A 26,202-nucleotide genomic window follows, 5' to 3' on the forward strand; every position below is an offset into this window, starting at 1 on the left:
GTGTGAACCTGCCTTTTCTGGAGTGGAGCCGCACCCCTTGGGGTAAGGCGACCGGAGGCCAATGGCGCTACGCGCTGCGCAATTCGCTGGCGATGTGTCTGGCGCTGTGGGTAGCGTTCGTGCTCGAGCTCGACGAACCCTATTGGGCGCTGACCTCTGCCGCGGTGGTCAGCTTCCCCACCATCGGCGGCGTGATCAGCAAAAGCATCGGCCGCATCTTCGGCAGCCTGCTGGGCGCCGCTGCGTCGGTGGCGATCGCCGGCCACTGTCTGAACGATCCCTGGCTGTTCACGCTGTTCATCGCCGCCTGGATCGGGCTGTGCACCTATATCTCCAACCATTACCAGAACAACGTTTCGTATGCCTTCGCGCTGGCGGGGTATACCGCCGCCATCATCGCCTTCGGTACGGTCAACGTCACCGATACCCAGCAGATCTTCGATATTGCCCAGGCGCGGGTTTGTGAAGTGATCACCGGCATTCTGTGCGGCGGGTTGATGATGATGATCCTGCCCAGCACCTCCGACGGCGAAGCCTTGCTGACCTCGCTGCGGCGCATGCAGCTGCGCCTGCTGGAACACGCCGCCATGCTGTGGCAGCCGGAGGTCACCGCGCAGATGCGCACCTCGCACGAGGGGGTCATCGGCCAGATTCTGACCATGAACCTGCTGCGCATTCAGGCGTTTTGGAGCCACTACCGGCTGCGGCGGCAAAACAATCTGCTCAATTATCTGTTGCACCAGCAGCTGCGCATTACCAGCGTCATTTCCAGCCTGCGCCGCATGCTGCTGAACTGGCCGGATCGCCCCGCCAACCTGATGCCGGTGCTGACGCAGCTGCTGGACGAACTGCGCGATCCCGCCACCGACAAATACCGTTTGGCGCGCCTGCTCCAGCAAATCGCCCCGCAAGATCCGACGGACTATCGCCATCGCGCCTTCTGGCTGCGTCTGCGACATTTCTGCTGGCTTTACCTGCGCTGCAACCGTTGGCTGCAGCGGCTGGAGAACGCCACGGCGGTCAGCGAACTCCAGCCGCCGCGCGTCACCTCGCTGGCGCGCCACACCGACAGTTATGAGGCCGCTTACAACGGCCTGCGCACCTTTTTATGCATCGTGATCGGCTGTGCCTACTGGATCAACACGCAGTGGGACGCCGGCAGCGCGGCGCTGACGCTCACCGCCATCAGCTGCGTGCTTTACTCTTCGACGCCTTCACCGATCAACAGCATCAGCACCTTGCTCAAGGCGGTGTTGCTGCTCTCGGTCGCCTGTTTCGTGGTGAAATTCGGTTTGATGATCCAGATCGACGATTTTTGGGTGTTCTGCGCCTTCCTGTTCCCGATCCTGGTGACCATGCAAATGCTCAAGCTGCAGCATCCGCCTTATGCCGCGCTCTGGGGGCAGCTGATCGTCTTTATGGGCTCGTTCCTGACCGTCAGCAATCCGCCGAGTTATGACTACCAGTCCTTTATCAATGACAATATCGCTAAAGTCGTCGGCGTGCTGCTGGCCGGGCTGGCGTTTCAAATCCTGCGCCCCAGTTCGGACAAACGCAAAAGCCGCCGCATTATCCGCGCGCTGCGGCGCGATTTTATCGATCAGTTGAGCAAACGGCCGCAGCAGAGCGAAAGTCAGTTCGAATCGCTGATCTACCACCGCATCAGCCAGCTTAACCAAAGTCAGGATCAAGAGGCGCGCACCTGGCTGTTGCGCTGGGGCGTGGTGCTGCTCAACTGCAGCCATATCGTCTGGCAACTGCGCGACTGGCAAACCCGTTCCGATCCGCTGTCGGCGGTGCGCAACGTCTGCATTCACCACCTGCGCGGCATCATGACGGAGAAAGGCGTGCAGCACAGCTCGCTCGACGCCACGCTGCAGGAGCTGCAGCGCATCAGCAACGCGCTGGCGCACCACCCGGAACAGGCGGCGCGCGATCTGGCCGGCCTGATTTGGCGGCTCTACTGTTCGCTGCAGCAGCTGCAGCTGGCTACCGGCCAGCCCGCCGCTGCCCCGGCCGTTAGCGGCGGATGATCACTTAATCACGCCGCAGGCGAAACGTTCACCGCCGCCGCCGAGCGGCAGTGGATGATCCGAATGATTATCGCCGCCGGCGTGCACCATCAGCGCTTTGCCTTCAATTTCGCTGATTTTCTTCAGCCGCGGCGCCAACACCGGATAGGTAGCCATGCCGTCGGCGGTCACATAGATGGCCGGCAGGTCACCCAGATGCCCGTCGGCATACGGCCCGAGATGTTTGCCGGTCTTTTGCGGATCGAAATGGCCGCCGGCCGCCAGCGCCGCCACCGCCTTGCCGTCCTTCATGCCCGGTTCGCAGCTGCCTTTCTCATGCACGTGGAAACCGTGCACCCCGGCCGGCAACGCTTTCAAATCCGGCGTGAACAGCAAGCCGTACGGCGTTTCGCTGATGACCACTTTGCCGATATCCTGACCGATGCCCTGCCCGGTCACCAAATTCATCTCAACGTCGACCGTTGCCGCCTGAGCGGCCCCACAGGCCATCAGGCCAAACGCCGCATACCAATAACGTTTCATCAATCAGTCTCCTTAATGACTATATCGAGTTATCAGTATAGGAGAGCCAGTGCCGGCACTGTTAACCAACGCACAATCTCGCCAATTTGATTCGCAGGCCTAATATTTAGCGCTAATAATCATTTTACCGATGTTGGTCCTCTGACCAGCTGTCGTTCGGCTAACGTTGTTTCCCTGTTTCTACCGCCAGCGCATGAGAGTTCACATCCAGGCCAGGCGGCATACTTCATAAGGAACTGATATGGGCATCTTTAGCTATAAGGATCTTGACGAAAACGCGTCGAAGGCGCTGTTCTCCGACGCCTTGGCCATCTCTACCTACGCTTACCACAATATCGATAACGGCTTCGATGAAGGCTACCACCAAACCGGTTTCGGGTTGGGCCTGCCGCTGACGCTGATCACCGCGCTCATCGGCAGTACCCAATCACAGGGCGGTCTGCCCGGCCTTCCCTGGAACCCCGACTCCGAACAGGCCGCGCAGGAGGCGGTGAACAATGCCGGCTGGTCGGTCATCAGCGCCGCGCAGCTGGGCTACGCCGGTAAAACCGATGCGCGCGGCACCTACTACGGCGAAACCGCCGGTTACACCACCGCGCAGGCCGAGGTGCTGGGAAAATATGACAGCGAAGGCAATCTCACCGCCATTGGCATCTCATTTCGCGGTACCAGCGGCCCGCGCGAGACGCTGATCGGCGATACCATCGGCGATGTGATTAACGATCTGTTGGCCGGGTTCGGGCCGAAAGGCTACGCCGACGGCTACACGCTGAAGGCCTTCGGCCAACTGCTGGGCGACGTGGCAAAATTCGCGCAGGCGCACGGGCTGAGCGGCGAGGACGTGGTGGTCAGCGGCCATAGCCTCGGCGGACTGGCGGTCAACAGCATGGCGGCGCAGAGCGACGCCAACTGGGGTGGTTTCTACGCGCAGTCCAACTATGTCGCCTTCGCCTCGCCGACCCAGTACGAAGCCGGCGGCAAGGTGATCAATATCGGCTATGAGAACGATCCGGTGTTCCGTGCGCTCGACGGCACTTCGCTGACCCTGCCGTCACTGGGCGTCCACGATGCGCCGCATACCTCCGCCACCAACAATATCGTCAACTTCAACGACCACTACGCGTCGGACGCCTGGAACCTGCTGCCGTTCTCCATCCTCAACATTCCGACCTGGCTGTCCCACCTGCCGTTTTTCTATCAGGATGGTCTGATGCGGGTGCTGAACTCCGAGTTTTATTCGCTGACCGACAAAGACTCGACCATCATCGTCTCCAACCTGTCGAACGTCACGCGCGGCAATACCTGGGTGGAAGATCTGAACCGCAACGCGGAAACCCACAGCGGGCCGACGTTTATCATCGGCAGCGACGGCAATGACCTGATCAAGGGCGGCAAAGGCAACGACTATCTCGAGGGCCGCGACGGCGACGATATCTTCCGCGACGCCGGTGGCTATAATCTGATCGCCGGCGGCAAAGGTCACAATATCTTCGATACCCAGCAGGCGTTGAAAAACACCGAGGTCGCCTACGACGGCAATACGCTTTACCTGCGCGACGCCAAGGGCGGCATTACATTGGCGGACGACATCAGCACCTTGCGCAGTAAAGAAACCTCCTGGCTGATTTTCAGCAAAGAGGTGGATCATCAGGTGACCGCCGCCGGATTGAAATCGGATTCGGGCCTCAAAGCCTATGCGGCCGCCACCACCGGCGGCGACGGCGATGACGTCCTGCAGGCTCGCAGCCACGACGCCTGGCTGTTCGGCAATGCCGGCAACGACACGCTTATCGGCCACGCCGGCGGCAACCTGACCTTCGTCGGCGGCAGCGGCGATGACATCCTGAAGGGCGTCGGCAACGGCAATACCTTCCTGTTCAGCGGCGATTTCGGCCACGACCAGCTGTATGGCTTCAACGCCACCGATAAACTGGTGTTTATCGGCACCGAAGGCGCCAGCGGCAATATCCGCGACTACGCCACGCAGCAAAACGACGATCTGGTGCTGGCCTTCGGCAACAGCCAGGTAACGCTGATCGGCGTCTCGCTCGATCACTTCAACACCGATCAGGTGGTGTTGGCCTAAGGACCAACGTAAAAAAAGCCGGGCGCTTGCGCCGCCCGGCTTTGCTCTTGCCGCTCCGCCTTAAGGCACGTCATACCCCAGCGCCGCCTTGCGAATGCGGAACCACTGCTGGCGGTTCAACACCAATTTCTGCGCCTTCAGCGCCGAACGCACCCGCTCAATCTTGCCGGAGCCGATAATCGGCAACGGTGACGACGGCAGGCGCATCACCCAGGCGTACACCACCTGCTCGATGGTCTCGGCGCCAATCTCTTGCGCCACCCGCTGCAGCTCATCGCGCAGCGGCTGGAACTCGGCGTCGTTGAACAAGCGCCCGCCGCCCAGACAAGACCAGGCCATCGGTTTGATGCGCAGCTGTTGGCACTGGTCGAGCGTGCCGTCGAGAATGGCCGGTTGATGAATCGGCGAAATTTCCACCTGATTGGTGGCCAGCGTGAACGGCAGGCGCGACTGCAGCAGTTGGAACTGCGCGGGGGTAAAATTGGAGACGCCGAAATGGCGCACCTTGCCGCTTTTGTGCAGCGCGACAAAGGCTTCGGCCACGTCGTCGGCATCCATCAACGGGTCCGGGCGGTGGATCAGCAGCAGATCGAGGTAGTCGGTATGCAGATGGCGCAGCGACTGTTCCGCGCTCTGTACGATATGATCGCGGTCGGTGATGTAGTGGCCGATCGGGTTGCCGGGCCTGGCGGTCGTGGCGATGCCGCACTTGGTCACCAGCTCCAGCGACTGGCGCAGCGCCGGCTTCAGGCGCAGCGCGTCGCCGAACGCCTGTTCGCAGGCATAACCGCCGTAGATATCCGCGTGATCGGCGGTGGTGACGCCCAACTCGACATGCTGTTCGATAAACGTCAGCAGCTGCTGCGGCGACATGCCCCACTCCATCAACCGCCAGTAACCGCAAATCATGCGGGAAAACTCAGGCCCCTGCGGCGCGAGACGAATACGTTCTACCATTGCGAAAACCTCATGACATTAGTTGTCAGCCAGCATACACAAGCCGGTGAGGCCCAGGGAAGCGCTAAGCCGCGCGAACGTGCGGCAGATCAGGAAAGGTTAAAACAACGAAGGCTGTTCCGGCAACGGCTCGTCGGGGGCTTTATTGGCGCGCTGCAGGCGCAGGAAGCGTTGACGGCACAGGCGCAGCACCTCGCGCTTTTGCGCGTCGCTCATGCTCATCCAGCCGAAGCGCTCCTCGCGGCTGCGCAGGCAGCCACGGCAGAAACCGCGATCGTCGGCCTGGCAAATGCCGCGACACGGGCTGGGGATGTCGAAAAATTCAAGCTGCTGCGCCACGGGGCCTCCTGCATTCTCTTGCTAATTGAAGACGCCATCGCCGCCGCTGGCAAGTCCCTTTTCGCCATTGCGGCGAAAATAGTCGCGCAAATAGCGCAGCGCCTGGCGACTTTTCTCCGGCATGGTGCGCTCGAGGGTCAGCGCGTGTAAGCGGAGCGGCGCAGGCCGCCATTCCGGCAGCAGCAACAACAGCTCGCCACGCTGCAACTCGTCGCCAATTTCATACAGCGGCTGAACGGAAATCCCCAGCCCGGCGCGGGTAAAGGCGCGCATCACGTTCATGCTCTCGCTGACGATCTGCCCTTCTGCCAGCCGCAGCTTGACCTGCTGCCCGGACTGATGCAGCAAGTCCAGGTGCGCCCCGCTGTAGCCGCTGGAGATCCAGCGGTGCTGCACCAAATCCTGCGGCCTTTCCGGCACCCCATGCTGGCTGAGATAACGGGGCGCCGCGCACAGCACCATCGGCCATTCCGTCAGCGGGTGGGCGATCATATTGGCGTCCGCCAGTTGACGATTGGCTCGCAGCGCAATGTCGACCCGCTGTTCTATCATATCGACGATGCGATCGTCCGCCAGCACCCGTAGCGTCAGCTTGGGATGCGCCTGCAACAGCGGCGACAACGCCTCCGCCAGCGAGCGGCCGCCGATGCCGACCGGGGTAGCGATGCGCAGCTCGCCCACCAGCGTATCCCGCAGCTCGGCCAACCGCTGCTCCGCCTGCTGCGCCTGTTGCAACATCGCCTCGCAGCCGGGGTAAAACGCCGCCCCCGCCTCGGTCAGCGCCAGACGACGGGTGGAACGGTGCAGCAGCGGCACCCCAAGCGCCTTCTCCAGCGAGCGCATGTGCTGGCTGACCGCCGACGGCGTCATGCCCAGCCGCCGCGCGGCGCCGGCCAGCGATCCCTCCGCCACTACGGTGGCGAATACCGCCATTCGATTGAGTTTATCCACGATTAGGAAGTTTTACTTAATCAAGAAAGCATGAATATGGCACTAATCACGGCTATTGTTAAGGGCTAGAGTAGAACCCACGCAGCAGGCACACTGGCCTGCCTCACGATATTGACCCATCCCCGAAGGAGCATGCAGATGAAAGTAGCCATTATTGGAGCAACCGGTTTTGTTGGCCGCCGCGTGGTGGATGAAGCGCTGGCTCGCGGCATTCAGGTGACGGCGATCGCCCGCCAGAACAAAGATTTGCCGGAGCACGCCCATCTGACCGTCGCGCTGGGCGACGTCGCCGATACCGCCTGGCTGGCGGGACAGTTGCGCGGTCAGGATGCGGTGATCAGCGCCTACAACCCCGGCTGGGGCGAAGACAACCTGTATGAGAAAACCGTCCGCGGCGCCCAGCAGATCCTCACCGCGGTCGAACAGGCCGGCGTCAAGCGCCTGCTGGTGGTCGGCGGCGCCGGCAGCCTGGAAGTGGCGCCGGGGGTTGAACTGGTGGATACGCCGCAGTTCCCGGAAGAAATTCGCCCTGGCGCTCAGGCGGTACGCGATCTGCGCAACAAACTGCGCAACGAGTCGGCGCTCGACTGGACCTATCTCTCGCCGGCCGCCCTGCTGGAACCGGGCAAACGCACCGGTCAGTTCCGCCTCGGCACCACGCAGTTGCTGATGAACGGCGAAGCACCGGCCAGCATTTCGGTGGAAGATTTGGCGGTCGCTATCGTTGATGAGATTGAAAAACCTCAGTTTATTCGCACGCAGTTCACCGCCGCCTACTAAACCGTCTCGCCGCCAGGCCGCCCGGCCTGGCGTTTTCCCCGCGTTCACCGCCGCCAGTATTCTGAATTTCTAAGGTTTTCTTAAGTTTCATCCGGTAGATTTCAAGGCATTATCTACTCTCAGGATCCAGATTTGGCAATGTGGTTACGTCAACGCTTACAGTGCAACAGCCTCGGTTTTATCCTCGCCACCGCCCTGTTCTTCACTCTGTTTCAAAACGCGTTATTCCTGCATCGCGCCTGGTCGTATATCGCCTTCGATAGCGTCCACAGCGTGATTTTCGCCGCCAGCATGCCGGTGGTGATCTTTTGTGCGCTGAATATCATCTTCAGCGTGTTGACCGTGCCCTATCTGCGCAAGCCGCTGATCGTCTTTTTCTTGCTCGGCAGCGCCGCAGCCAACTATTTCATGTACAGCTATGGCGTAGTGATCGACGGCAACATGATGCAAAACGCCTTCGAAACCAATACCCAGGAAGCGACGGCGCTGCTGACGCCGCGCATGGGGGTGTGGCTGGCGCTGCTCGGCATTCTGCCGGCGCTGGCGGTCTGCTTCACCCATATTCGCCAGACTCGCCCCTGGTGGTATATGGTCGGGCTGCGCGCCGCCAACGTCATGCTGTCGTTGGTGGTGATCCTGATCGTCGCCGCCCTGTTCTACAAAGACTACGCTTCGCTGATCCGCAACAATAAAAGCGTGGTGAAAATGTTGACGCCTTCCAACTTCGTCGCCGGCTCTATCAAGTTCACCGAACAGCGTTACTTCACCCGCAATCTGCCGTTGGTCAAAATCGGCGAAGACGCGCGCAAAGGGCCGCTGATCGCCGGGCAGGCCAAGAAAACGCTGGTGATCCTGGTGGTAGGCGAAACCGCCCGCGCCGAAAACTTCTCCCTCGGCGGCTACGCGCGCGAAACCAACCCGCGCCTGAAGCAGGACGACGTGGTCTACTTCAAGAACGCCAGCTCATGCGGTACCGAGACGGCGATCTCCGTGCCCTGCATGTTCTCCAACATGCCGCGCAGAGAGTACGACGCGACTCTGGCGGCGCACCAGGAAGGCATGCTCGACGTGCTGGCGCACGCCGGCGTCAACGTGCTGTGGCGCGATAACGACGGCGGCTGCAAAGGCGCTTGCGACCGGGTGCCGCACATCGACATGACCAAGCTGAAACTGCCGCAGGACTGTGACGGCGAGGTGTGCATGGACAACGCGCTGCTGTACAAGCTGAACGACTACATCAGTAGCCTGAAAGACGACGGCGTCATCGTGCTGCATCAGATGGGCAGCCACGGACCCGCTTATTACCGTCGCAGCACGCCAGAGTTCCAGACGTTTACGCCGACCTGCAACAGCAATCAGATTCAGGATTGCAGCCATGAACAGCTGGTGAACACCTACGACAACTCGATTCTGTATACCGACGCGATGCTCGATGCCACCGTCAAGCTGCTGCAGCAGTATGACGATAGGTTCAATACCGCGCTGGTTTACTTGTCCGATCATGGCGAATCGCTGGGTGAAAACGGCATGTATCTGCACGGCACGCCTTATGTCTTCGCGCCGAGCCAGCAAACTCACGTGCCTTTCCTGATGTGGATGTCCGCCGATTATCAACGCAACTTCGGCATCGATCGCCAGTGCCTGAACGCGCTGGCGGAACAAGACGAGGTTTCGCAGGATAACCTGTTCCACACCCTGCTGGGCATGTTGAACGTACAAACCCGCGAATATCAGTCCCGGTTGGATATCCTGCAGCGTTGCCGCAGCGCGGCGTAAGCGCTTAACTTCCTCATGCCGCTGAGGCACAATGGTTTACAGACAACCGGCGTTTTGTGCGCCGGTTTTTTTATTCCCATTGACCTAGACCAATCGGTCTATTATGCTCGGCACCATGATGACCAAATCAACGCATTGCAACGTGGACACACGTGAACATCTGCTCGCCACCGGCGAAACTCTCAGCCTGCGCCTGGGCTTTACCGGCATGGGGCTGAGCGAGCTGCTGGCCACCGCGGGCGTGCCGAAAGGCTCGTTCTACCACTATTTTCGCTCGAAGGAAGCCTTCGGCGAAGCGATGCTACAACGCTATTTCACGCACTATGACGCGCAAATGCAGGCGCTGTTCGCCGACGAACGCGGCGATGCCCGCCACCAGCTGCTCGGCTATTACGCCCAGGCCATCAGCTACCATTGCCGCAGCGAGTGCCACAACGCCTGCCTGGCGGTGAAGCTTTCCGCCGAGGTGAGCGATCTGTCGGAACCGATGCGTCATGCCCTGGAAATCGGGACCGCTCGCGTGATTGGCCACCTGCAGGCGGCTATTGAGCGCGGTATTGCCGAGGGCTCGCTGTCGGTAGCCATGAGCCCGGCGGCGACTGCGGAGACGTTGTATTCACTGTGGCTAGGCGCCTCGCTGCGCGCCAAGATCCGTCGCTCGCTGGCGCCGTTGACCAGCGCGCTGGAAAGCATCGAGTTGCTGCTGCGCTCGCCGCAGCCGTAACGGTAACAATCTCTTTTTATTGAAAAATGCAGTTCGTGTTTTTTTATCGCCCATTGCTAGACGACCGGTCTATTAAATACAGGATGCACTATGAAGACTGAAAAATTGCTCTCTCCGCTGAAAGTTGGCGCCGTCACCCTGCCCAACCGCGTGTTTATGGCTCCGCTGACGCGTCTGCGCAGCATCGAGCCGGGCGACATTCCTACGCCGCTGATGGCGGAATACTATGCGCAGCGCGCCAGCGCCGGCCTGATCGTGACCGAAGCGACGCAGGTTTCTTTCCAGGCGAAAGGCTACGCCGGTGCACCGGGCCTGCACACTCCGGAACAGATCGCCGCATGGAAAAACATCACGCAGGCGGTGCATGACAAAAACGGCCACATCGCAGTGCAGCTGTGGCACGTAGGGCGCATCTCCCACGACAGCCTGCAGCCGGGCGGACAAGCGCCGGTCGCCCCTTCGGCCATCAACGCCGAATCGCGCACCACCGTACGCGATGAAACCGGCGCCTGGGTGCGCGTACCGACCTCCACGCCGCGTGCGCTGGAAACCAGCGAGATCCCGGGTATCGTCAACGATTTCCGTCAGGCGACCGCCAACGCGCGCGAGGCCGGCTTCGACTTCATCGAACTGCATGCGGCCCATGGCTATCTGCTGCACCAGTTCATGTCCCCTGCTTCCAACCAACGTACCGATCAATACGGCGGCAGCATCGAGAATCGCACCCGCCTGACGCTGGAAGTGGTCGACGCGGCGGTCGCCGAATGGGGTTCCGAACATATTGGCATCCGCATCTCGCCGCTGGGGCCGTTCAACGGTCTGGACAACGGGGAAGATCAGGAGGAAGCGGCGCTGTACCTGGTGGAAGAGCTGAACAAGCGCAACATCGCCTACCTGCACATCTCCGAACCGGACTGGGCAGGCGGCAAACCGTATTCCGACGCCTTCCGCGACTCGGTGCGCGCCCACTTTAAAGGGGTGATCGTCGGCGCCGGCGCCTACACCGCCGAAAAAGCCGAAGCGCTGATCGAAAAAGGTTTCATCGACGCGGTAGCCTTCGGCCGCAGCTATATCGCCAACCCGGATCTGGTCGAGCGTTTCCGTCAGCACGCGCCGCTGAACGAACCTAAGCCGGAAAGCTTCTACGGCGGCGGTGCCGAAGGCTATACCGACTATCCGTTTCTGGCGAAGTAACCCGTCCTGACGCCCAACGGCCACGCAAGCGCATGGCCGTTTTTTTATGCGCCGCTTGCAAAAAGGCCCGCACAAGGCGGGCCGCTGTTCCCTGGTGTTGTTTATACTGCCGTTTAATTTTTACACGGTTGCACGCAGGATTGATAATTGATTGTGCAGATCAATTACTTCGTATCGATCGGCGCGCTCGATCAATAATTAGGCATCACCGGCATGACGACAACATGTGACATTGTCACTCAGTCGTTACATTGAATTTCCTTGCGGGACAAGGCTATACTCGCTTGTGCTTCAATCCACCCGCCGTCTGCCACGGCACAGTTAATTCAGAGGAATTATGCGCTTACTCCATACCATGATCCGCGTCGGTGACCTGCAACGCGCCATCGACTTCTACACCAAGGTATTAGGCATGCGCCTGCTGCGCACCAGTGAGAACCCGGAGTACAAATACTCGCTGGCTTTCGTCGGCTATACGGAAGAGAGCGAAGGCGCGGTTATCGAACTGACCTATAACTGGGGTACCGACAGCTACGACATGGGCACCGCCTTCGGCCACCTGGCGCTGGGCGTGGACGACGTCGCCGCCACCTGCGACAGCATCCGCCGCGCCGGCGGCAAGGTCACCCGCGAAGCCGGTCCGGTGAAGGGCGGCACCACGGTGATCGCCTTCGTCGAAGATCCGGACGGTTACAAAATCGAGCTGATCGAAAACAAACACGCCGGTCAGGGCCTCGGCCACTAAGCCTCCCCTTCAGGGCGCCCCGCGCCCTGCTGATTCTCCGCGCGATAGCGCCTGCAACCGGGCGCAAAATTTGCCATAATGCGCGCTGCATTCGATGAAGATAAGAAACTGATGGCCGAGAAAAGTGATCTTAACGCCCTGAGTGGTCGTTTTCGTGGGTTTTATCCCGTAGTAATAGATGTTGAAACCGCCGGGTTCAACGCCAATACCGATGCGTTGCTGGAAATCGCCGCCGTGACGCTGAAAATGGATGAAGACGGCTGGCTGCAGCAGGACGAAACCCTGCACTTCCACGTGGAGCCTTTCGAGGGCGCCAACCTTCAGCCGGAGGCGCTGGCGTTTAACGGCATCGATCCGCACAACCCGCTACGCGGCGCAGTCAGCGAATATGACGCGTTGCACGCCATTTTCAAAGCGGTGCGCAAAGGGCTCAAGGATCGCGGTTGTAACCGGGCCATTATCGTCGCGCACAACGCCAACTTCGATCACAGCTTCCTGATGGCCGCGGCAGAACGCGCCGGGCTGAAGCGCAACCCGTTCCATCCGTTCGCCACCTTCGACACTGCGGCGCTGAGCGGCCTGGTGCTGGGCCAAACGGTGCTGGCCAAAGCCTGCATCGCCGCCGGCATGCCGTTCGACAGCAGCCAGGCGCACTCCGCGCTGTACGACACCGAGCAAACCGCCCTGCTGTTTTGTGAGCTGGTTAACCGCTGGAAACGCCTCGGCGGCTGGCCGCTGCCCGCCGCCGATCTCGCCGAATAAAACCAATGAAAAAGGCGGCCCAGTTTGCACTGGCGCCGCCCGTTACGCGATAACCGCAAGCCTGTCGATTAAGACTGCTGGTCTTCCTGCGCTTTATACTTTTCAGCCGTCTCTTTGATCAGCTGCTGCAGCTCGCCGCGCTGATACATTTCGATGATGATATCGCAACCGCCGACCAGCTCACCGTCCACCCACAGCTGCGGGAAAGTCGGCCAGTTGGCGTATTTTGGCAGCTCGGCGCGGATGTCCGGGTTCTGCAGAATATCCACGTAGGCGAAACGCTCGCCGCAGGCGGACAGCGCTTGCACAGCCTGTGCGGAGAAGCCGCAGCTCGGCAGCTTTGGCGAGCCTTTCATGTACAGCAGAATCGGGTTTTCAGCGATCTGGTGCTGAATTTTTTCAATTGTCGTCGTCATTTATTGCTTCCTCAAGCCACATTTCATGGCTACAACATGCATCACGCGCTCTATTGTAGCGGCTGGAACAGTCGCAAGAAAACGCCATCTTTTGCAAGGATATTCACCCGCCGCCGATCGCGTTTCACCGGCCACGTCATTCCGGTCAAAACATACGCTGAGAATAACATTTTTAATCCGACCATTTCACTAATATATTGCGCCGCGACGACGGCGCGGATTAATTATCCCATCCGCCATGGATTGACGTTTTTTCATACACCAACAGGCTGATTTTAAACCAAAAAAAATGTCATTAACGTTTTCTCACAATATGGATTATTATTTCTGAGTTCTTCGCTGTTTTATATGGCGAAATTCGGGAATACTGTAACTCTTTCGATATCCGTTTCGGGGCCAAGGTTGGTGACGTCGACATGCGTTTAATTCTTACGCTCTTTGCGCTGCTGTTTACGCAGCTCTTCTTCAATTTGGCGCACGCTGCGCCACAGGCGCGTGTTGCCGCCGAGCAGCGTAAAAGCCATGCCAATGAAGCGCGGCCCGATGACCGCAGAAAAAAGAAAGCGGATAAAGCCGCCAAGAAAGCCAAAGTGACGGCTCCCGAGAAAAAAACCAAGACCGCCAAGGCCAAAAGCGAGAAAAGCGCGAAAAAGATCGTCAGCGCCAAACCCAAGGCCAAAGCGCAGAAAACCGCCAAGATTAAAGTCACCCCGCCGAAAAAGGGCTACAAAAAAGGCTATGGCCGCCACCGCGAAGCCGGCATGGCCACCGCCAAGCTGGCGCGTGAAGAAAAGCCGTTGAAACTCAGCCCGGCGCACAAGAAACGCTACCAGCACGCCAAACAGACCGCGATGGCCAAGCTGATGGGCCAGATGGGCAAACCTTACCGCTGGGGCGGCAGCTCGCCGCGCACCGGCTTCGACTGCAGCGGCCTCATCTATTACGCCTATAAAGACGTGGTGAAAATCAAGATGCCGCGCACCGCCAACGAGATGTATCACCTGCGCGACGCGGCGCCGATCAAGAAAAGCGAGCTGGAAAGCGGCGATCTGGTGTTCTTCCGCATCAACAACCGCGGCGTGGCGGACCACGTCGGCGTCTACCTCGGCAACGGCAAATTCATCCAGTCGCCACGCACCGGCGAAGAGATCCGCATCAGCCAGCTCGACAACGACTATTGGCAGAACCACTACATCGGCGCACGCCGCGTAGTGACGCCGAAAACCATTCGTTAATTTCCCGCTCTGCGCGGTTGCGGCCCGGTCGCAACCGCCTGCTCAAGCTATCGCCCATCGCACTTCCCCACGCGCATTTCTCGCTTTTCCTCCTGTTTTTTATGATGAAAATTGTTAAGATTGAATGACCACAATAAAAAACGGCCCATCCGGCTCTCGCCCCGGCGGGAAGCACATGGCGCTGTAAAGGAGGAAGCAATGTCGTTTGAATTACCTGCATTACCGTATGAGAAAAACGCGCTCGAGCCGCACATCTCCGCCGAAACCCTGGAATACCACTACGGCAAACACCACAACACCTACGTGGTTAACCTGAACAACCTGGTGAAAGGCAGCGAGTTCGAGGGCAAATCGCTCGAAGAGATCATCAAGACCTCTAACGGCGGCGTGTTCAACAACGCGGCGCAGGTGTGGAACCACACCTTCTACTGGCACTGCCTGTCGCCACAGGGCGGCGGTGAACCGCAGGGCGAACTGGCGGCGGCGATCGTCAAGTCCTTCGGCTCTTTCGCTGCGTTCAAAGAGCAGTTCACCGATGCCGCCGTGAAAAACTTCGGCGCCGGCTGGACCTGGCTGGTGAAAAAACCGGACGGCGCGCTGGCGATCGTCAACACCTCTAACGCGGCAACCCCGCTGACCGGTGAAGACAAACCGCTGCTGACCGTTGACGTGTGGGAACACGCGTATTACATCGATTACCGCAATGCGCGTCCAAAATACCTGGAAAACTTCTGGGCGTTGGTCAACTGGACCTTCGCAGCGGAAAACCTAGCGTAAGCACCGGTTTCTGATGTGACGAGGCGCAGCCAAGCTGCGCCTTTTTTAGCGCCGGAGGGAAATCAGTTCAACGCGGCAACGAAGCTGAAAGCGATAATGACCGCCAGCGCGCAAACGGTGGTGAACAGCGACATCTTCAATTCGGTATCCATGACAACTCCTTTAAAATGGGCTTTCCTAAGGATAAAAGGCGTACAATTAGTACGTCAAATCATTTTCCCACAGTTCGCCGATAAAATCTTGTTATCATTTCCCGGTTTATAATATCGATTACCTCTTCCACTTTTGCTCAATATGCGACAAAATTCGCAGTTCACAACTGCGTACCGGCATCCATGCCCCTCCTGATTAAGCGCTGAAGACTTCAACACACTAAAAACTCAGTTTTCGCTTCTCTGGAGAAGGATCTACGTAGGCAAACGATTAACATCACACTTACATGCTGTAAACATGTGAGTTCAGGAGTCATTCCTTACATGGCAACGATTAAAGATGTGGCCAAACGCGCGGGCGTTTCCACCACCACCGTTTCGCACGTCATCAATAAGACTCGTTTCGTCGCCGAAGAGACCAAAGCGGCCGTGTGGGCCGCCATCAAAGAACTGCACTACTCGCCGAGCGCCGTGGCGCGCAGCCTGAAAGTCAATCACACCAAGTCGATCGGCCTGCTGGCCACCTCGAGTGAAGCCCCCTACTTCGCCGAAGTGATCGAAGCGGTGGAAAACAGTTGCTACAGCAAAGGCTACACCCTGATCCTGTGCAACTCGCACAACAACCTGGACAAACAGCGCGCCTACCTGGCGATGCTGGCGCAAAAGCGCGTCGACGGCCTGCTGGTGATGTGTTCCGAATACCCGGATCAGCTGCTGGGCATGCTGGAAGACTACCGTAACATCCCGATGGTGGTGATGGACTGGGGCGCGGCGCGCGGCGACTTCACCGACACCATCATCGATAACGCCTTCGAAGGCGGCTATCTGGCCGGCCGTTACCTGATAGAACGCGGCCACCGCGATATCGGCGCCATCCCGGGCCAGCTGTCGCGCAATACCGGCGGCGGCCGTCATCAAGGCTTTATGAAGGCGCTGCAGGAAGCGCAGATCGACATTCGCGAAGAGTGGATCGTGCAGGGCGACTTCGAGCCGGAATCCGGTTACAAGGCGATGCACCAGATCCTGTCGCAAAAACAGCGGCCGACTGCGGTATTCTGCGGCGGCGACATCATGGCGATGGGCGCCATCTGCGCCGCCGACGAACTGGGGCTGCGGGTGCCGCAGGATATTTCCGTAATCGGCTACGACAACGTGCGCAACGCCCGCTACTTCACCCCGGCGCTGACCACCATTCATCAGCCGAAAGAACGCCTGGGCGAAATGGCCTTCACCATGCTGCTGGATCGCATCATCAGCAAGCGCGAAGAGTCGCAGGTGATCGAAGTGCATCCGAAGCTGATCGAACGCCGCTCGGTCGCCGATGGCCCGTTCATCGACTACCGCCGCTAATCCCCTGAGCCGGAAGCCTGCACGGCTTCCGGTGCCGCCTCGCTCAGCCACTCCTGATTCAGCGTCTCCCCATCGCCCAGATACGCCAGTAGCCAACTCATCGCCGGTGACGGTTTATCCTGCTGCCAGGTCAGGCAGCAAGGGCTGGCGGGAAACGGCTGCTGCAGCTGCAACGCCTTCAGCTCACCGCGCTGCACCAGCGGCAGCGCCCGATGTGCCGGCATCATGCCGACGCACAGCCCGGCGCACAAACAGTCGAGCGCCGACGTCCAGTCCGGCACCACCAGCCGCCGCTGGTTATCCAGCGTCCAGGTGACGCGCTTGGGCAAATTGCGCGAGGTGTCCTCCAGACAAAGCGAAGGGTACGGCCGCAACTGATCGTCGTGCAGCGGCCCCGCCAGCTGCGCCAGCGGGTGTTGCGGGCTGACTACGCACAGCCAGTTCATATAGCCCATGTCGCGGAAGGCAAAACCGCCGCCGACCGGCACCGCACGCGTGGCACCGATCGCCATGTCCGCCCTGCCGTCCGCCAGCGCATCCCAGACGCCGTTGAACACCTCGGGTTGCAGCATCAACTCGACGTCGGGGAAATGGCGGTAGAAATCCAGTACCAGCTGGCGGCTGCGCTGCGGTTTGACGATGATATCCACCGCGATATTCAGCTGACCGCGCCAACCGTTGGCCACCTGCTGACAGTGCCGGCGGGTGTCGAGCATTTTTTTGATAACAGCTCGCGCATCCTTGATAAACAACGCACCGGCCGGCGTCAGCTCCACATCGCGGTGACGCCGCTCAAACAGCGGCACCGCCAGCCATTGCTCCAGCTGCCGCACGGTATAACTCACCGCCGACGGCACCCGGTGCAGCTCCTGCGCCGCCGCGCTGAAACTGCCGGTGCGCGCTACCGCGTCGACGACTTCAAGTGAATATTCAGACCACATCGCTTTGCCTTCAATTTTTTTAACAGCACTTTGCAAATATTACCGTTTCACAAGCAGAGATCCAGCCGGATACACTGGCCGGCGCTAAAAACCTGCGACACTAAAATATTAACGAGAAATACCATGCGAAATTCTTTTGGCTTTATGTTCTACCTCGCCGGCCTGAGCATGTTGGGTTATCTGGCGACCGATATGTATCTGCCTGCCTTCGGCGCCATGCGCGAAGAACTGCAAATCTCCGCCGGCGCCGTGAGCGCCAGCCTGAGCATCTTCCTGGCCGGCTTCGCCTTCGCGCAGCTGCTGTGGGGGCCGCTCTCCGATCGCCTGGGGCGTAAACCGGTATTATTGATTGGCCTGACGCTGTTCGCCCTCGGCTGCCTCGGCATGCTGTGGGTGGAAAACGCCCTGCAGCTGTGGATCCTGCGCTTTATTCAGGCCGTCGGCGTCTGTTCCGCCACCGCCATCTGGCAAGCGCTGGTGGTCGACCGTTATCGTGAAGGTCAGGCCAACCGCGTGTTCGCCACCATAATGCCGCTGGTGGCGCTGTCACCGGCGTTGGCCCCGCTGCTTGGCGCCTGGCTGCTGAACCACGCCAGCTGGCGGGCGATCTTCGCCGCGCTGTTGGTGATCACCGCGCTGCTGCTGCTGCCGACGTTGATGCTCAAAGAGCGCGCCAAAACGCAACCCGCCACCGACGCGCCAAAAAACGGCGTCAGCTTCTGGCAACTGTTGAAATCTCCGGTGTTCAGCGGCAACGTCACTATGTACGCCGCCTGCTCGGCCGGTTTCTTCGCCTGGCTGACCGGTTCGCCGTTTATCCTCGGCGATATGGGCTATAGCCCGAGCGACATCGGTCTGAGCTATGTGCCGCAAACGCTGGCCTTCCTGCTGGGCGGCTACGGCTGCCGCGCCGCGCTCAAGCGCATCAATGGCAAAACTCTGCTGCCGTGGCTGCTGGTAGCTTATGGTGTCAGCATGGTGGCGCTGTATCTGGTGGCGACGCTGACCTCTCCGACGCTCACCACGCTGCTGATCCCGTTCTGCGTGATGGCGCTGGTCAATGGCGCCGGCTACCCGATTATGGTGGCGAATGCGCTGATGCCGTTCCCGGAAAGCAGCGGCAAAGCCGCCGCGCTGCAAAATACGCTGCAGCTGGGGCTGTGTTTTGTGGCGAGCATGCTGGTATCGGCGTTTATTGCCCAGCCGCTGTTGGCGACGGTGACGGTAATGGTGTCTACGGTGATTCTGGCCGCGCTGGGGTATTTCCTGCAGCGGGGGAAAACGGCCGATGCGCAGCAAAAGGCGCAGCGGGAACATGCTAACTCAGCGTCATAATTGCCAAGCTTAATAATCACTTAAAGAATATGCGTGCCGAGTGCGATTTACTGTTGAGTCGACGCCTCCGCACGCCTATACTCAAAAACAACCTTGTAAAGTAACACCTTATAATCTTTATATCTCAATTAGCGCTTGTGTACGCGTCTTGCGTCACACTCTTTTTAAGGATGCGTTCATCCCGCGCCATTTGCGCCGGGTAGCTTCTTAAAATTTCCTCTGTTCATAGTCGGATATCAGACGCCGCGGGCCTATTTTCCGCCGGTAAACGTATGCACCCGCAGAAATTGTCTAAGCTGTTTCCTAACGGGTCATCAGTCAGAAGAAGGTGATGGAGAAGCTATGAGTTCATCGTGTATAGAAGATCTGAGTATCCAGGACAATCAGTGGTACCGTATCGCGCATGAAATGCTCGGCCTGGCCGGCATTGAAATCAACGGTTCGCGCCCCTTCGATATTCAGGTTAAAAACCCCGAATTCTTTAAACGCGTGTTGCAGCAAGGCTCGTTGGGCCTGGGCGAAAGCTATATGGACGGCTGGTGGGAGTGCGAGCGGCTGGATATGTTCTTCCAGCGCGTGGTCAGCGCCGGGCTGGAGAAAAAACTCCCCCACCACCTGAAAGATACCCTGCGTATCGCCGCCGCGCGCCTGACCAATCTGCAATCGAAAAAGCGCGCCTGGATCGTCGGCAAAGAGCATTACGATCTCGGCAACGATCTGTTTACCCTGATGCTCGATCCTTACATGCAATATTCCTGCGGCTACTGGAAAGACGCCACCACGCTGGAAGAGGCGCAGGAAGCGAAACTGCGGATGATCTGCGAGAAACTGCAGCTGCAGCCGGGCATGCGCTTGCTGGACATCGGCTGCGGTTGGGGCGGCCTCTCCGCCTACGCGGCGAAAAACTACGGCGTGTCGGTGGTTGGCGTGACCATTTCCGCCGAACAGCAGAAGCTGGCTCAGGCGCGCTGCGCCGGACTCGATGTGCAGATCCTGCTGCAGGATTACCGCGACCTGCATCAGCAGTTCGATCGCATCGTCTCGGTCGGCATGTTCGAGCACGTCGGGCCGAAAAACTACCGCACCTATTTCAACGTGGTAGAGCGCAATCTGGTGCCGCACGGGCTGTTCCTGCTGCACACCATCGGCTCCAACAAGACCGACATGAACGTCGATCCGTGGATCAACAAATATATCTTCCCGAACGGCTGTCTGCCGTCGGTGAGCCATATCGCCGAGGCCAGCGAAGGCCACTTCGTGATGGAAGATTGGCACAACATCGGCGCCGATTACGACCGCACGCTGATGGCCTGGTTCGAGCGTTTCAAACAGGCGTGGCCACAGCTCGCCGAGCGCTATTCCGAGCGCTTCGAGCGGATGTTCAGTTATTACCTGAACGCCTGTGCCGGTGCGTTCCGGGCGCGCGATCTGCAGCTCTGGCAGGTGGTGTTCAGCCCGAAAGGCGTTGAAGGCGGGATTCGCGTCTCCCGCTGAACGCTTTCCCGATAAAAAAAGCCCCGGCAACAACATCGCCGGGGCTTTTTTTTGCGCTTTCGGACCCTGCGGGTTAACCGCAGTAAACGCGAATAATTTTATCGTTGCTATCGCCAAGGAAGTTCAGACGGCGCAGGTTGAAATCCATGGTAACGGCGGAGTTATACGGAATGGCTCGCACTTTGGATTCGATCCGTACGCCTTCCAGCGAAGTCATCGGCTTGCCGACGTAGTTTTGATACTGCGAAGCGCCGCAGGTATCGTCCGCATCGGCCATTTGCGCGCCGGCACCCTGCTCAGGTGAACTGCTGCAGGCGCTCAGCGCCAACAACGCGGTTAACAACAACGTTTTCCCATAAAACTTCACGCGTTTCTCCTCTCTGCTTATGATTCGATTCCGGCGGCAACGCCAGAATCGCGGTCAGTCTTTGTGCGCCGGCGCCATCGCCGCCGCCAGCGTCGCTTCGCGATTGGCCAACACGCGCTCGACGGTGTCCACCACCGCCTGGGTTTGCGGATCGATCTCGATGTTCACCTTGTCGCCCAGACGTTTTTTACCCAGCGTGGTGCGATCCAGCGTTTCCGGGATCAGGTGCACGCAAAAACGGTTATTCACCACTTCGCCGATGGTCAGGCTAATGCCGTCGATGCCGATGAAGCCTTTGTGCAGCACATATTTCATCAATTCCGCGTTCGGCATGCGCAGCCATACCTGGCGGTTATTTTCCGACGTATAAATTTTGGCCACTTCCGCCGTGCAGATAATATGGCCGGACATCAAATGCCCGCCAATTTCATCATTGAATTTTGCCGCGCGCTCAATATTGACAATGTCGCCCAGCGCCAAATCGCCAAGGTTGGTCAGGCGCAGCGTTTCCTTGATCAAATCGAAGCTGACGCGGTTGCCTTCCACCGCGGTCACGGTCAGACAGCAGCCGTTATGGGCCACCGACGCGCCCAGCTCCAGCCCCGGCAGCAGTTCTGCAGGCATCTCGATCACGTGGGTGCGGAAATTGGGTTTCTCATCAATGGCGACCAGCGGCGCGGTGCCTTGTACGATACCGGTGAACATATGTGCCTCTTCTTGCTAAATAGGTTAAAACGCTTCCGGCAGTTTGCCCCAGTTGGCGCGGAAAACCAAATCCGCAGCGGCAAAAATCGGCTGCCTGCGCATTTAATAACTATTTATCTGCGGCGTTTGCTTAACGACGCCGAGCAGGTACAATCTTTTTGACAAAATTCCGCTATTTTAATTGTTGTCCTCTCGCGGCAGCCCTCCCTCCCACATATATAAATAGAAAGGTGTATGCGTGCAGAAGTACTTAATTGAAGCGCGTAGTTTATTGGCTCTCGCTATCCCGGTCATCATCGCGCAAATATCGCAAACCGCCATGGGCGTGGTCGATACCATCATGGCCGGCGCTTACAGCGCCACCGACATGGCGGCCGTCGCGGTCGGTACCTCGATCTGGCTGCCGGCCATTCTGTTCGGCCACGGCCTGCTGCTGGCCCTGACCCCGGTTATCGCCCAGCTCAACGGCGCCGGGCGGCGCGATCGCATCGCCCACCAGGTGCGTCAGGGCTTCTGGCTGGCCTCCGGCATCTCGCTGCTGTTGATCGTCGTGCTGTATAACTGCAAGTTCGTCATCGACATGATGCACAACATCGATCCGCAGCTGGCGGACAAGGCCGTCGGCTACCTGCACGCCATCATGTGGGGTGCGCCGGGCTACCTGTTCTTCCAGGTGATGCGCAACCAGTGCGAAGGGCTGTCCAAAACCAAGCCCGGCATGGTGATCGGCTTCCTCGGCCTGTTGGTGAATATCCCGATCAACTACATTTTCATCTACGGCAAGTTCGGCATGCCGGAGTTGGGCGGCGTCGGCTGCGGCGTCGCCACCGGCAGCGTCTACTGGATCATGTTCCTGATGATGCGCTGGTACGTGAAGCGCGCGCCGTCGCAGCGCGATATCAAACGCCAGGCCGGCGATCTCGGCGGCCCGGACTGGGCGGCGCTGAAGCGCCTGATCGGCATCGGCATGCCGGTGGCGCTGGCGCTGTTCTTCGAAGTCACGCTGTTCGCCGTGGTGGCGCTGCTGGTTTCGCCGCTGGGGATCGTCGCGGTCGCCGGCCACCAGATCGCGCTTAACTTCAGCGCGCTGATGTTCGTGCTGCCGTTGTCGCTGGGCGTCGGCGCCACCATTCGCGTCGGTTACCGTCTGGGGGAAGGTTCGGTCGAAGGCGCGCGCGTCGCCGCTTACTCCGCCATCGGCGTCGGCATCACCATGGCCGTCTGCACCGCACTGTTTACCGCCACCTTCCGCGAGCCTATCGCCCTGCTGTACAACGACAGCCCGGCGGTGGTGGCGATGGCTTCGCAGCTGATGCTGCTGGCGGCGCTGTACCAAATCTCGGATTCTATTCAGGTGATTGGCAGCGGCGTGCTGCGCGGCTATAAAGATACCCGCGCGATCTTTTTCATCACCTTCATCGCTTATTGGGTATTGGGCCTGCCGAGCGGCTATCTGCTGGCGCTGACCGATGTGGTGGTGCCGGCGATGGGGCCGAGCGGCTTCTGGATCGGCTTTATCATCGGTCTGACCTTCGCCGCCATCATGATGGCGCTGCGCATGCGCTGGCTGCAGAAACAGCCGACCACCGTCATCCTGCAGCGATCCACACGCTGAACCCACAGCCCGGCCGGTTTCCTCCCCGGTCGGGCTGCGGTTTGCGGAAAAAAACGCCGGACTGCGCACAACCTCAGCAATCGCGTGAAATACCGAATAAAATTGCGCTTTTCCCCTTGCCAGCGCGCGGGTAGCTCGTTAATATTCGTCCCCGCTGTCAGCCATGACAGACAGGAAAAGATGCGTCCGTAGCTCAGTTGGTTAGAGCACCACCTTGACATGGTGGGGGTCGGTGGTTCGAGTCCACTCGGACGCACCAAATTTCAGAAGCAGTGCAGTGCGTCCGTAGCTCAGTTGGTTAGAGCACCACCTTGACATGGTGGGGGTCGGTGGTTCGAGTCCACTCGGACGCACCAAATTTCAGAAGCAGTGCAGTGCGTCCGTAGCTCAGTTGGTTAGAGCACCACCTTGACATGGTGGGGGTCGGTGGTTCGAGTCCACTCGGACGCACCATATTGCTGATTCATCTCTCCCCCTGTCGCGTTATACTTCTCATTGTTTCGTCTCTGCCCGACCGCCCGAGTCTTTCATGTCGTTCGCGTCGCGCCACCGCCATCAGCTATCAGCTATCAGCTATCAGGAACGCCACATGACCACCTTCACCGCCAAAACCGCCTTTTTACCGCTCGACAATGGCCTTGCCCGCCGGGAAGGCGTGATGAGCGACGGTGCGCCGGCGGCGGAAGTGCGGTTCGAGGTCGGCGCCTTCGGCCAACTGCAAAAGCCCCCGCACGCGCTGCAAACCCGAGTGATGTCCGGTGAATTCGAGTTCACGCTCGGCGGCGACACGCGAGTGGTGCGGGCCGGCGAGAGCCTGACCCTGCCGGCCAACGTCGCCAGCGGCTGCTTCTGCCTGAGCGCCGGCGTGCTGCTGGAAATCCCGCAAACGCGCTAAGCCGCATTTACAGTAAGGTTATTTGCGCAACAAGCGGCACGCAACCTGTTGCATTTGCGCCACATTTGCCCGCGTTTTGACATATCCGCCGCGCCGCCGCGGTTTTTTATTTTGTTTCCCGCCGCTTAGCCTTTATAATGCGCAACGTCTATCAGTTGAATGGTTTCAGCCCTTGATCTGCGAAAACGCAATAACAACACGATTTGATCTTACCCCGTTGCGCAGCCTCCTCGCGCCCCCGCGCGGGCTGAATTTTTCCGCCCCACTTCAACTGTCGTCACCTATCCTTAACTATGTTTTTCACCACCAGGCACGGCCCAAATTCCCTACCGGCGTCAACCGCGCCGGTCAAATTCGTTTTTTTATCCATCACAACTTGTAGAAAACTCCGCCATGAAAAAGACCAAAATTGTTTGTACCATCGGTCCAAAAACCGAATCGGAAGAAATGCTGACCAACCTGCTCAATGCGGGCATGAACGTGATGCGTCTCAACTTCTCTCACGGCGACTATGAAGAGCACGGCAACCGCATCAAAAACATGCGCGCCGTGATGGCGAAAACCGGTATCAACGCCGGCATCCTGCTGGATACCAAAGGCCCGGAAATTCGCACCATGAAGCTGGAAGGCGGCAAAGACGCCTCGCTGGTCGCCGGCCAAACCTTCACCTTCACCACTGACCAGAGCGTGATCGGCAACAGCGAGCGCGTGGCGGTCACCTACGCCGGCTTCGCCGCTGACCTGAAGATCGGCAACACCGTGCTGGTTGACGACGGCCTGATCGGCATGGAAGTCACCAACGTGACCGAGAACGAAGTCATCTGTAAGGTGCTGAACAACGGCGATCTGGGCGAGAACAAAGGCGTTAACCTGCCGGGCGTGTCCATCCAGCTGCCTGCGCTGGCCGAGAAAGACAAACGCGACCTGATCTTCGGCTGCGAGCAAGGCGTCGACTTCGTAGCGGCGTCCTTCATCCGTAAACGCTCTGACGTGCTGGAGATCCGCGAGCACCTGAAAGCCCACGGCGGCGAGCAGATCCAGATCATCTCCAAGATCGAAAACCAGGAAGGCTTGAACAACTTCGACGAAATCCTCGAAGCGTCAGACGGCATCATGGTTGCCCGTGGCGATCTGGGCGTGGAGATCCCGGTAGAAGAAGTGATCTTCGCCCAGAAGATGATGATCGAAAAATGCAACCGTGCGCGTAAAGTGGTGATCACCGCCACCCAGATGCTCGATTCCATGATCAAGAACCCGCGCCCTACCCGTGCGGAAGCCGGCGACGTCGCCAACGCCATCCTGGACGGCACCGACGCCGTCATGCTGTCCGGCGAGAGCGCCAAGGGCAAATATCCGCTGGAAGCGGTCAACATCATGGCGACTATCTGCGAGCGCACCGATCGCGTGATGCCAAGCCGCATCGACACCCTGAACGATCGCCGCAAGCTGCGCATCACCGAAGCGGTGTGCCGTGGCGCGGTTGAAACCGCCGAGAAACTGGACGCGCCACTGATCGTCGTGGCCACCAGCGGCGGCAAATCAGCGAAATCCGTGCGTAAATACTTCCCTAACGCAGTGATCCTGGCGCTGACCACCAACCAGACCACCGCGCATCAGCTGGTGCTGAGCAAGGGCGTCATCCCGCAGATGGTCAAGGAAATCGCCTCCACCGACGACTTCTACCGCATCGGTAAAGAAGCCGCGCTGGCCAGCGGCCTGGCGCAGAAAGGCGACGTCGTGGTGATGGTTTCCGGCGCGCTGGTGCCGAGCGGCACCACCAACACCGCCTCGGTGCACGTGCTGTAATATAAAACGTGACATAATTGCCTTGATCAAAACGCCGCTTTGCGGCGTTTTTTTTATCGGCAGTAACCTATTTTTCTCAAAACGCAACTGCGAATCGCTCATTATTTAGCTAATAACAAATCGGAGTTGTCCCATGGAAGCCGGCTGTTTTCCCTCGTTTTTTTAACTAATTTGTAAAACCAGATGCAAGTTTGAGCGAACGATCAAAATAAAGCACCTCAAGACTAAAAAATTATTCTCTTTCG

The 26,202-nt window shown here is 59.1% G+C and carries 25 protein-coding genes and 3 tRNA genes; 19 read left to right on the forward strand and 9 right to left on the reverse strand.

What is annotated here, in order from left to right:
• Positions 1-2: 2 nt before the first annotated feature.
• Positions 3-2,033, forward strand: coding sequence for an FUSC family protein (locus AC6BYQ_RS19615; RefSeq protein WP_498057396.1), 2,031 nt, complete (start codon positions 3-5; stop codon positions 2,031-2,033).
• Here the strand turns inward: AC6BYQ_RS19615 and sodC are convergent, their stop codons facing one another.
• Complete coding sequence (gene sodC / locus AC6BYQ_RS19620) at positions 2,034-2,555, reverse strand: superoxide dismutase family protein (RefSeq protein ID WP_019455977.1); 522 nt, start codon at positions 2,553-2,555, stop codon at positions 2,034-2,036.
• Between the two features lie 241 nt (positions 2,556-2,796).
• Between sodC and AC6BYQ_RS19625 the strand changes: the two genes are divergently transcribed.
• Complete coding sequence (locus tag AC6BYQ_RS19625) at positions 2,797-4,641, forward strand: polyurethane esterase (RefSeq protein WP_063919368.1); 1,845 nt, start codon at positions 2,797-2,799, stop codon at positions 4,639-4,641.
• A 60-nt stretch (positions 4,642-4,701) separates the two neighbouring features.
• Here the strand turns inward: AC6BYQ_RS19625 and AC6BYQ_RS19630 are convergent, their stop codons facing one another.
• From AC6BYQ_RS19630 to AC6BYQ_RS19640, 3 genes are all read right to left on the reverse strand, one after another.
• The gene (locus AC6BYQ_RS19630) at positions 4,702-5,598 is read right to left on the reverse strand and encodes an aldo/keto reductase (RefSeq protein WP_019455979.1); all 897 of its coding nucleotides are present in this window, start codon (positions 5,596-5,598) and stop codon (positions 4,702-4,704) included.
• 99 nt (positions 5,599-5,697) lie between these two features.
• Entirely contained in the window at positions 5,698-5,937 is a 240-nt protein-coding gene (locus AC6BYQ_RS19635) for a DUF1289 domain-containing protein (protein WP_019455980.1), read from the reverse strand.
• A gap of 21 nt (positions 5,938-5,958) precedes the next feature.
• The gene (locus AC6BYQ_RS19640; protein WP_025159706.1) at positions 5,959-6,888 is read right to left on the reverse strand and encodes a LysR substrate-binding domain-containing protein; all 930 of its coding nucleotides are present in this window, start codon (positions 6,886-6,888) and stop codon (positions 5,959-5,961) included.
• 138 nt (positions 6,889-7,026) lie between these two features.
• On the opposite strand from AC6BYQ_RS19640, the gene AC6BYQ_RS19645 reads away from it, so the two are divergent.
• The 6 genes from AC6BYQ_RS19645 (at position 7,027) to rnt (ending at position 12,869) form a co-directional block, all read left to right on the forward strand.
• Positions 7,027-7,668 (forward strand): NAD(P)-dependent oxidoreductase, encoded by a 642-nt coding sequence (locus AC6BYQ_RS19645; RefSeq protein WP_498057397.1) that lies wholly within the window; start codon positions 7,027-7,029, stop codon positions 7,666-7,668.
• 138 nt (positions 7,669-7,806) lie between these two features.
• Positions 7,807-9,444, forward strand: coding sequence for a phosphoethanolamine transferase EptA (gene eptA, locus AC6BYQ_RS19650; RefSeq protein ID WP_063919365.1), 1,638 nt, complete (start codon positions 7,807-7,809; stop codon positions 9,442-9,444).
• A gap of 103 nt (positions 9,445-9,547) precedes the next feature.
• Positions 9,548-10,168: a TetR/AcrR family transcriptional regulator gene (locus tag AC6BYQ_RS19655; protein WP_019455984.1), complete on the forward strand. Its 621-nt coding sequence runs from the start codon at positions 9,548-9,550 to the stop codon at positions 10,166-10,168.
• Positions 10,169-10,258: 90 nt separating this feature from the next.
• The gene (locus AC6BYQ_RS19660) at positions 10,259-11,362 is read left to right on the forward strand and encodes an alkene reductase (protein WP_498057398.1); all 1,104 of its coding nucleotides are present in this window, start codon (positions 10,259-10,261) and stop codon (positions 11,360-11,362) included.
• 337 nt (positions 11,363-11,699) lie between these two features.
• A complete protein-coding gene (gene gloA / locus AC6BYQ_RS19665; RefSeq protein ID WP_004931325.1) occupies positions 11,700-12,107 on the forward strand; it encodes a lactoylglutathione lyase in 408 nt (135 codons plus the stop codon).
• 78 nt (positions 12,108-12,185) lie between these two features.
• Entirely contained in the window at positions 12,186-12,869 is a 684-nt protein-coding gene (gene rnt / locus AC6BYQ_RS19670) for a ribonuclease T (protein ID WP_019455986.1), read from the forward strand.
• 68 nt (positions 12,870-12,937) lie between these two features.
• Here rnt and AC6BYQ_RS19675 read toward each other — a convergent pair whose 3' ends face one another.
• Positions 12,938-13,285, reverse strand: a complete 348-nt coding sequence (locus tag AC6BYQ_RS19675; RefSeq protein ID WP_019455987.1) for a Grx4 family monothiol glutaredoxin — start codon at positions 13,283-13,285, stop codon at positions 12,938-12,940.
• 416 nt (positions 13,286-13,701) lie between these two features.
• Between AC6BYQ_RS19675 and AC6BYQ_RS19680 the strand changes: the two genes are divergently transcribed.
• Positions 13,702-14,520, forward strand: coding sequence for a C40 family peptidase (locus AC6BYQ_RS19680; protein WP_048233575.1), 819 nt, complete (start codon positions 13,702-13,704; stop codon positions 14,518-14,520).
• Positions 14,521-14,718: 198 nt separating this feature from the next.
• On the forward strand, positions 14,719-15,297 hold the full coding sequence (gene sodB / locus AC6BYQ_RS19685; RefSeq protein ID WP_004931333.1) for a superoxide dismutase [Fe]: 579 nt from the start codon (positions 14,719-14,721) through the stop codon (positions 15,295-15,297).
• A gap of 62 nt (positions 15,298-15,359) precedes the next feature.
• Here the strand turns inward: sodB and cydH are convergent, their stop codons facing one another.
• On the reverse strand, positions 15,360-15,449 hold the full coding sequence (gene cydH / locus AC6BYQ_RS19690; protein ID WP_019455989.1) for a cytochrome bd-I oxidase subunit CydH: 90 nt from the start codon (positions 15,447-15,449) through the stop codon (positions 15,360-15,362).
• A 324-nt stretch (positions 15,450-15,773) separates the two neighbouring features.
• Here cydH and purR point away from each other — a divergent pair, with 324 nt between their 5' ends.
• The gene (gene purR, locus AC6BYQ_RS19695) at positions 15,774-16,799 is read left to right on the forward strand and encodes an HTH-type transcriptional repressor PurR (protein WP_063919363.1); all 1,026 of its coding nucleotides are present in this window, start codon (positions 15,774-15,776) and stop codon (positions 16,797-16,799) included.
• On the opposite strand, the gene punR is transcribed toward purR, so the two are convergent.
• Positions 16,796-17,740, reverse strand: coding sequence for a DNA-binding transcriptional activator PunR (gene punR, locus AC6BYQ_RS19700; RefSeq protein WP_019455991.1), 945 nt, complete (start codon positions 17,738-17,740; stop codon positions 16,796-16,798). The genes purR and punR overlap by 4 nt on opposite strands.
• A gap of 123 nt (positions 17,741-17,863) precedes the next feature.
• On the opposite strand from punR, the gene punC reads away from it, so the two are divergent.
• Complete coding sequence (punC, locus tag AC6BYQ_RS19705; protein ID WP_498057399.1) at positions 17,864-19,075, forward strand: purine nucleoside transporter PunC; 1,212 nt, start codon at positions 17,864-17,866, stop codon at positions 19,073-19,075.
• Between the two features lie 342 nt (positions 19,076-19,417).
• Positions 19,418-20,569: a cyclopropane fatty acyl phospholipid synthase gene (cfa, locus tag AC6BYQ_RS19710; RefSeq protein WP_019455993.1), complete on the forward strand. Its 1,152-nt coding sequence runs from the start codon at positions 19,418-19,420 to the stop codon at positions 20,567-20,569.
• A 73-nt stretch (positions 20,570-20,642) separates the two neighbouring features.
• Here cfa and AC6BYQ_RS19715 read toward each other — a convergent pair whose 3' ends face one another.
• On the reverse strand, positions 20,643-20,936 hold the full coding sequence (locus AC6BYQ_RS19715; protein WP_063919361.1) for an I78 family peptidase inhibitor: 294 nt from the start codon (positions 20,934-20,936) through the stop codon (positions 20,643-20,645).
• A gap of 54 nt (positions 20,937-20,990) precedes the next feature.
• The gene (locus AC6BYQ_RS19720; RefSeq protein WP_016927930.1) at positions 20,991-21,641 is read right to left on the reverse strand and encodes a riboflavin synthase; all 651 of its coding nucleotides are present in this window, start codon (positions 21,639-21,641) and stop codon (positions 20,991-20,993) included.
• Between the two features lie 238 nt (positions 21,642-21,879).
• Here AC6BYQ_RS19720 and AC6BYQ_RS19725 point away from each other — a divergent pair, with 238 nt between their 5' ends.
• From AC6BYQ_RS19725 to pykF, 6 genes are all read left to right on the forward strand, one after another.
• Positions 21,880-23,256, forward strand: a complete 1,377-nt coding sequence (locus AC6BYQ_RS19725; RefSeq protein ID WP_498057400.1) for an MATE family efflux transporter — start codon at positions 21,880-21,882, stop codon at positions 23,254-23,256.
• 182 nt (positions 23,257-23,438) lie between these two features.
• Positions 23,439-23,515 (forward strand) — tRNA-Val (locus AC6BYQ_RS19730).
• Between the two features lie 20 nt (positions 23,516-23,535).
• Positions 23,536-23,612: transfer RNA gene (locus AC6BYQ_RS19735), tRNA-Val, on the forward strand.
• A 20-nt stretch (positions 23,613-23,632) separates the two neighbouring features.
• A tRNA-Val gene (locus AC6BYQ_RS19740) sits at positions 23,633-23,709 on the forward strand.
• A 136-nt stretch (positions 23,710-23,845) separates the two neighbouring features.
• A complete protein-coding gene (locus AC6BYQ_RS19745; protein WP_498057412.1) occupies positions 23,846-24,151 on the forward strand; it encodes a cupin domain-containing protein in 306 nt (101 codons plus the stop codon).
• 393 nt (positions 24,152-24,544) lie between these two features.
• Complete coding sequence (gene pykF, locus AC6BYQ_RS19750) at positions 24,545-25,957, forward strand: pyruvate kinase PykF (RefSeq protein ID WP_063919359.1); 1,413 nt, start codon at positions 24,545-24,547, stop codon at positions 25,955-25,957.
• Positions 25,958-26,202 lie beyond the last annotated feature (245 nt).

The organism is Serratia sp. LTN-2, from assembly GCF_059740205.1.

What these genes read in the sequence shown, in the direction of transcription:
- sodC (WP_019455977.1), bottom strand. Translation starts at nt 2,555, where the DNA reads ATGAAACGTTATTGGTATGCGGCGTTTGGCCTGATGGCCTGTGGGGCC.
- AC6BYQ_RS19625 (WP_063919368.1), top strand. Translation starts at nt 2,797, where the DNA reads ATGGGCATCTTTAGCTATAAGGATCTTGACGAAAACGCGTCGAAGGCG.
- AC6BYQ_RS19630 (WP_019455979.1), bottom strand. Translation starts at nt 5,598, where the DNA reads ATGGTAGAACGTATTCGTCTCGCGCCGCAGGGGCCTGAGTTTTCCCGC.
- AC6BYQ_RS19645 (WP_498057397.1), top strand. Translation starts at nt 7,027, where the DNA reads ATGAAAGTAGCCATTATTGGAGCAACCGGTTTTGTTGGCCGCCGCGTG.
- eptA (WP_063919365.1), top strand. Translation starts at nt 7,807, where the DNA reads ATGTGGTTACGTCAACGCTTACAGTGCAACAGCCTCGGTTTTATCCTC.
- AC6BYQ_RS19655 (WP_019455984.1), top strand. Translation starts at nt 9,548, where the DNA reads ATGCTCGGCACCATGATGACCAAATCAACGCATTGCAACGTGGACACA.
- AC6BYQ_RS19660 (WP_498057398.1), top strand. Translation starts at nt 10,259, where the DNA reads ATGAAGACTGAAAAATTGCTCTCTCCGCTGAAAGTTGGCGCCGTCACC.
- gloA (WP_004931325.1), top strand. Translation starts at nt 11,700, where the DNA reads ATGCGCTTACTCCATACCATGATCCGCGTCGGTGACCTGCAACGCGCC.
- rnt (WP_019455986.1), top strand. Translation starts at nt 12,186, where the DNA reads ATGCGCGCTGCATTCGATGAAGATAAGAAACTGATGGCCGAGAAAAGT.
- AC6BYQ_RS19675 (WP_019455987.1), bottom strand. Translation starts at nt 13,285, where the DNA reads ATGACGACGACAATTGAAAAAATTCAGCACCAGATCGCTGAAAACCCG.
- AC6BYQ_RS19680 (WP_048233575.1), top strand. Translation starts at nt 13,702, where the DNA reads ATGCGTTTAATTCTTACGCTCTTTGCGCTGCTGTTTACGCAGCTCTTC.
- sodB (WP_004931333.1), top strand. Translation starts at nt 14,719, where the DNA reads ATGTCGTTTGAATTACCTGCATTACCGTATGAGAAAAACGCGCTCGAG.
- cydH (WP_019455989.1), bottom strand. Translation starts at nt 15,449, where the DNA reads ATGGATACCGAATTGAAGATGTCGCTGTTCACCACCGTTTGCGCGCTG.
- purR (WP_063919363.1), top strand. Translation starts at nt 15,774, where the DNA reads ATGGCAACGATTAAAGATGTGGCCAAACGCGCGGGCGTTTCCACCACC.
- punR (WP_019455991.1), bottom strand. Translation starts at nt 17,740, where the DNA reads ATGTGGTCTGAATATTCACTTGAAGTCGTCGACGCGGTAGCGCGCACC.
- punC (WP_498057399.1), top strand. Translation starts at nt 17,864, where the DNA reads ATGCGAAATTCTTTTGGCTTTATGTTCTACCTCGCCGGCCTGAGCATG.
- cfa (WP_019455993.1), top strand. Translation starts at nt 19,418, where the DNA reads ATGAGTTCATCGTGTATAGAAGATCTGAGTATCCAGGACAATCAGTGG.
- AC6BYQ_RS19720 (WP_016927930.1), bottom strand. Translation starts at nt 21,641, where the DNA reads ATGTTCACCGGTATCGTACAAGGCACCGCGCCGCTGGTCGCCATTGAT.
- AC6BYQ_RS19745 (WP_498057412.1), top strand. Translation starts at nt 23,846, where the DNA reads ATGACCACCTTCACCGCCAAAACCGCCTTTTTACCGCTCGACAATGGC.
- pykF (WP_063919359.1), top strand. Translation starts at nt 24,545, where the DNA reads ATGAAAAAGACCAAAATTGTTTGTACCATCGGTCCAAAAACCGAATCG.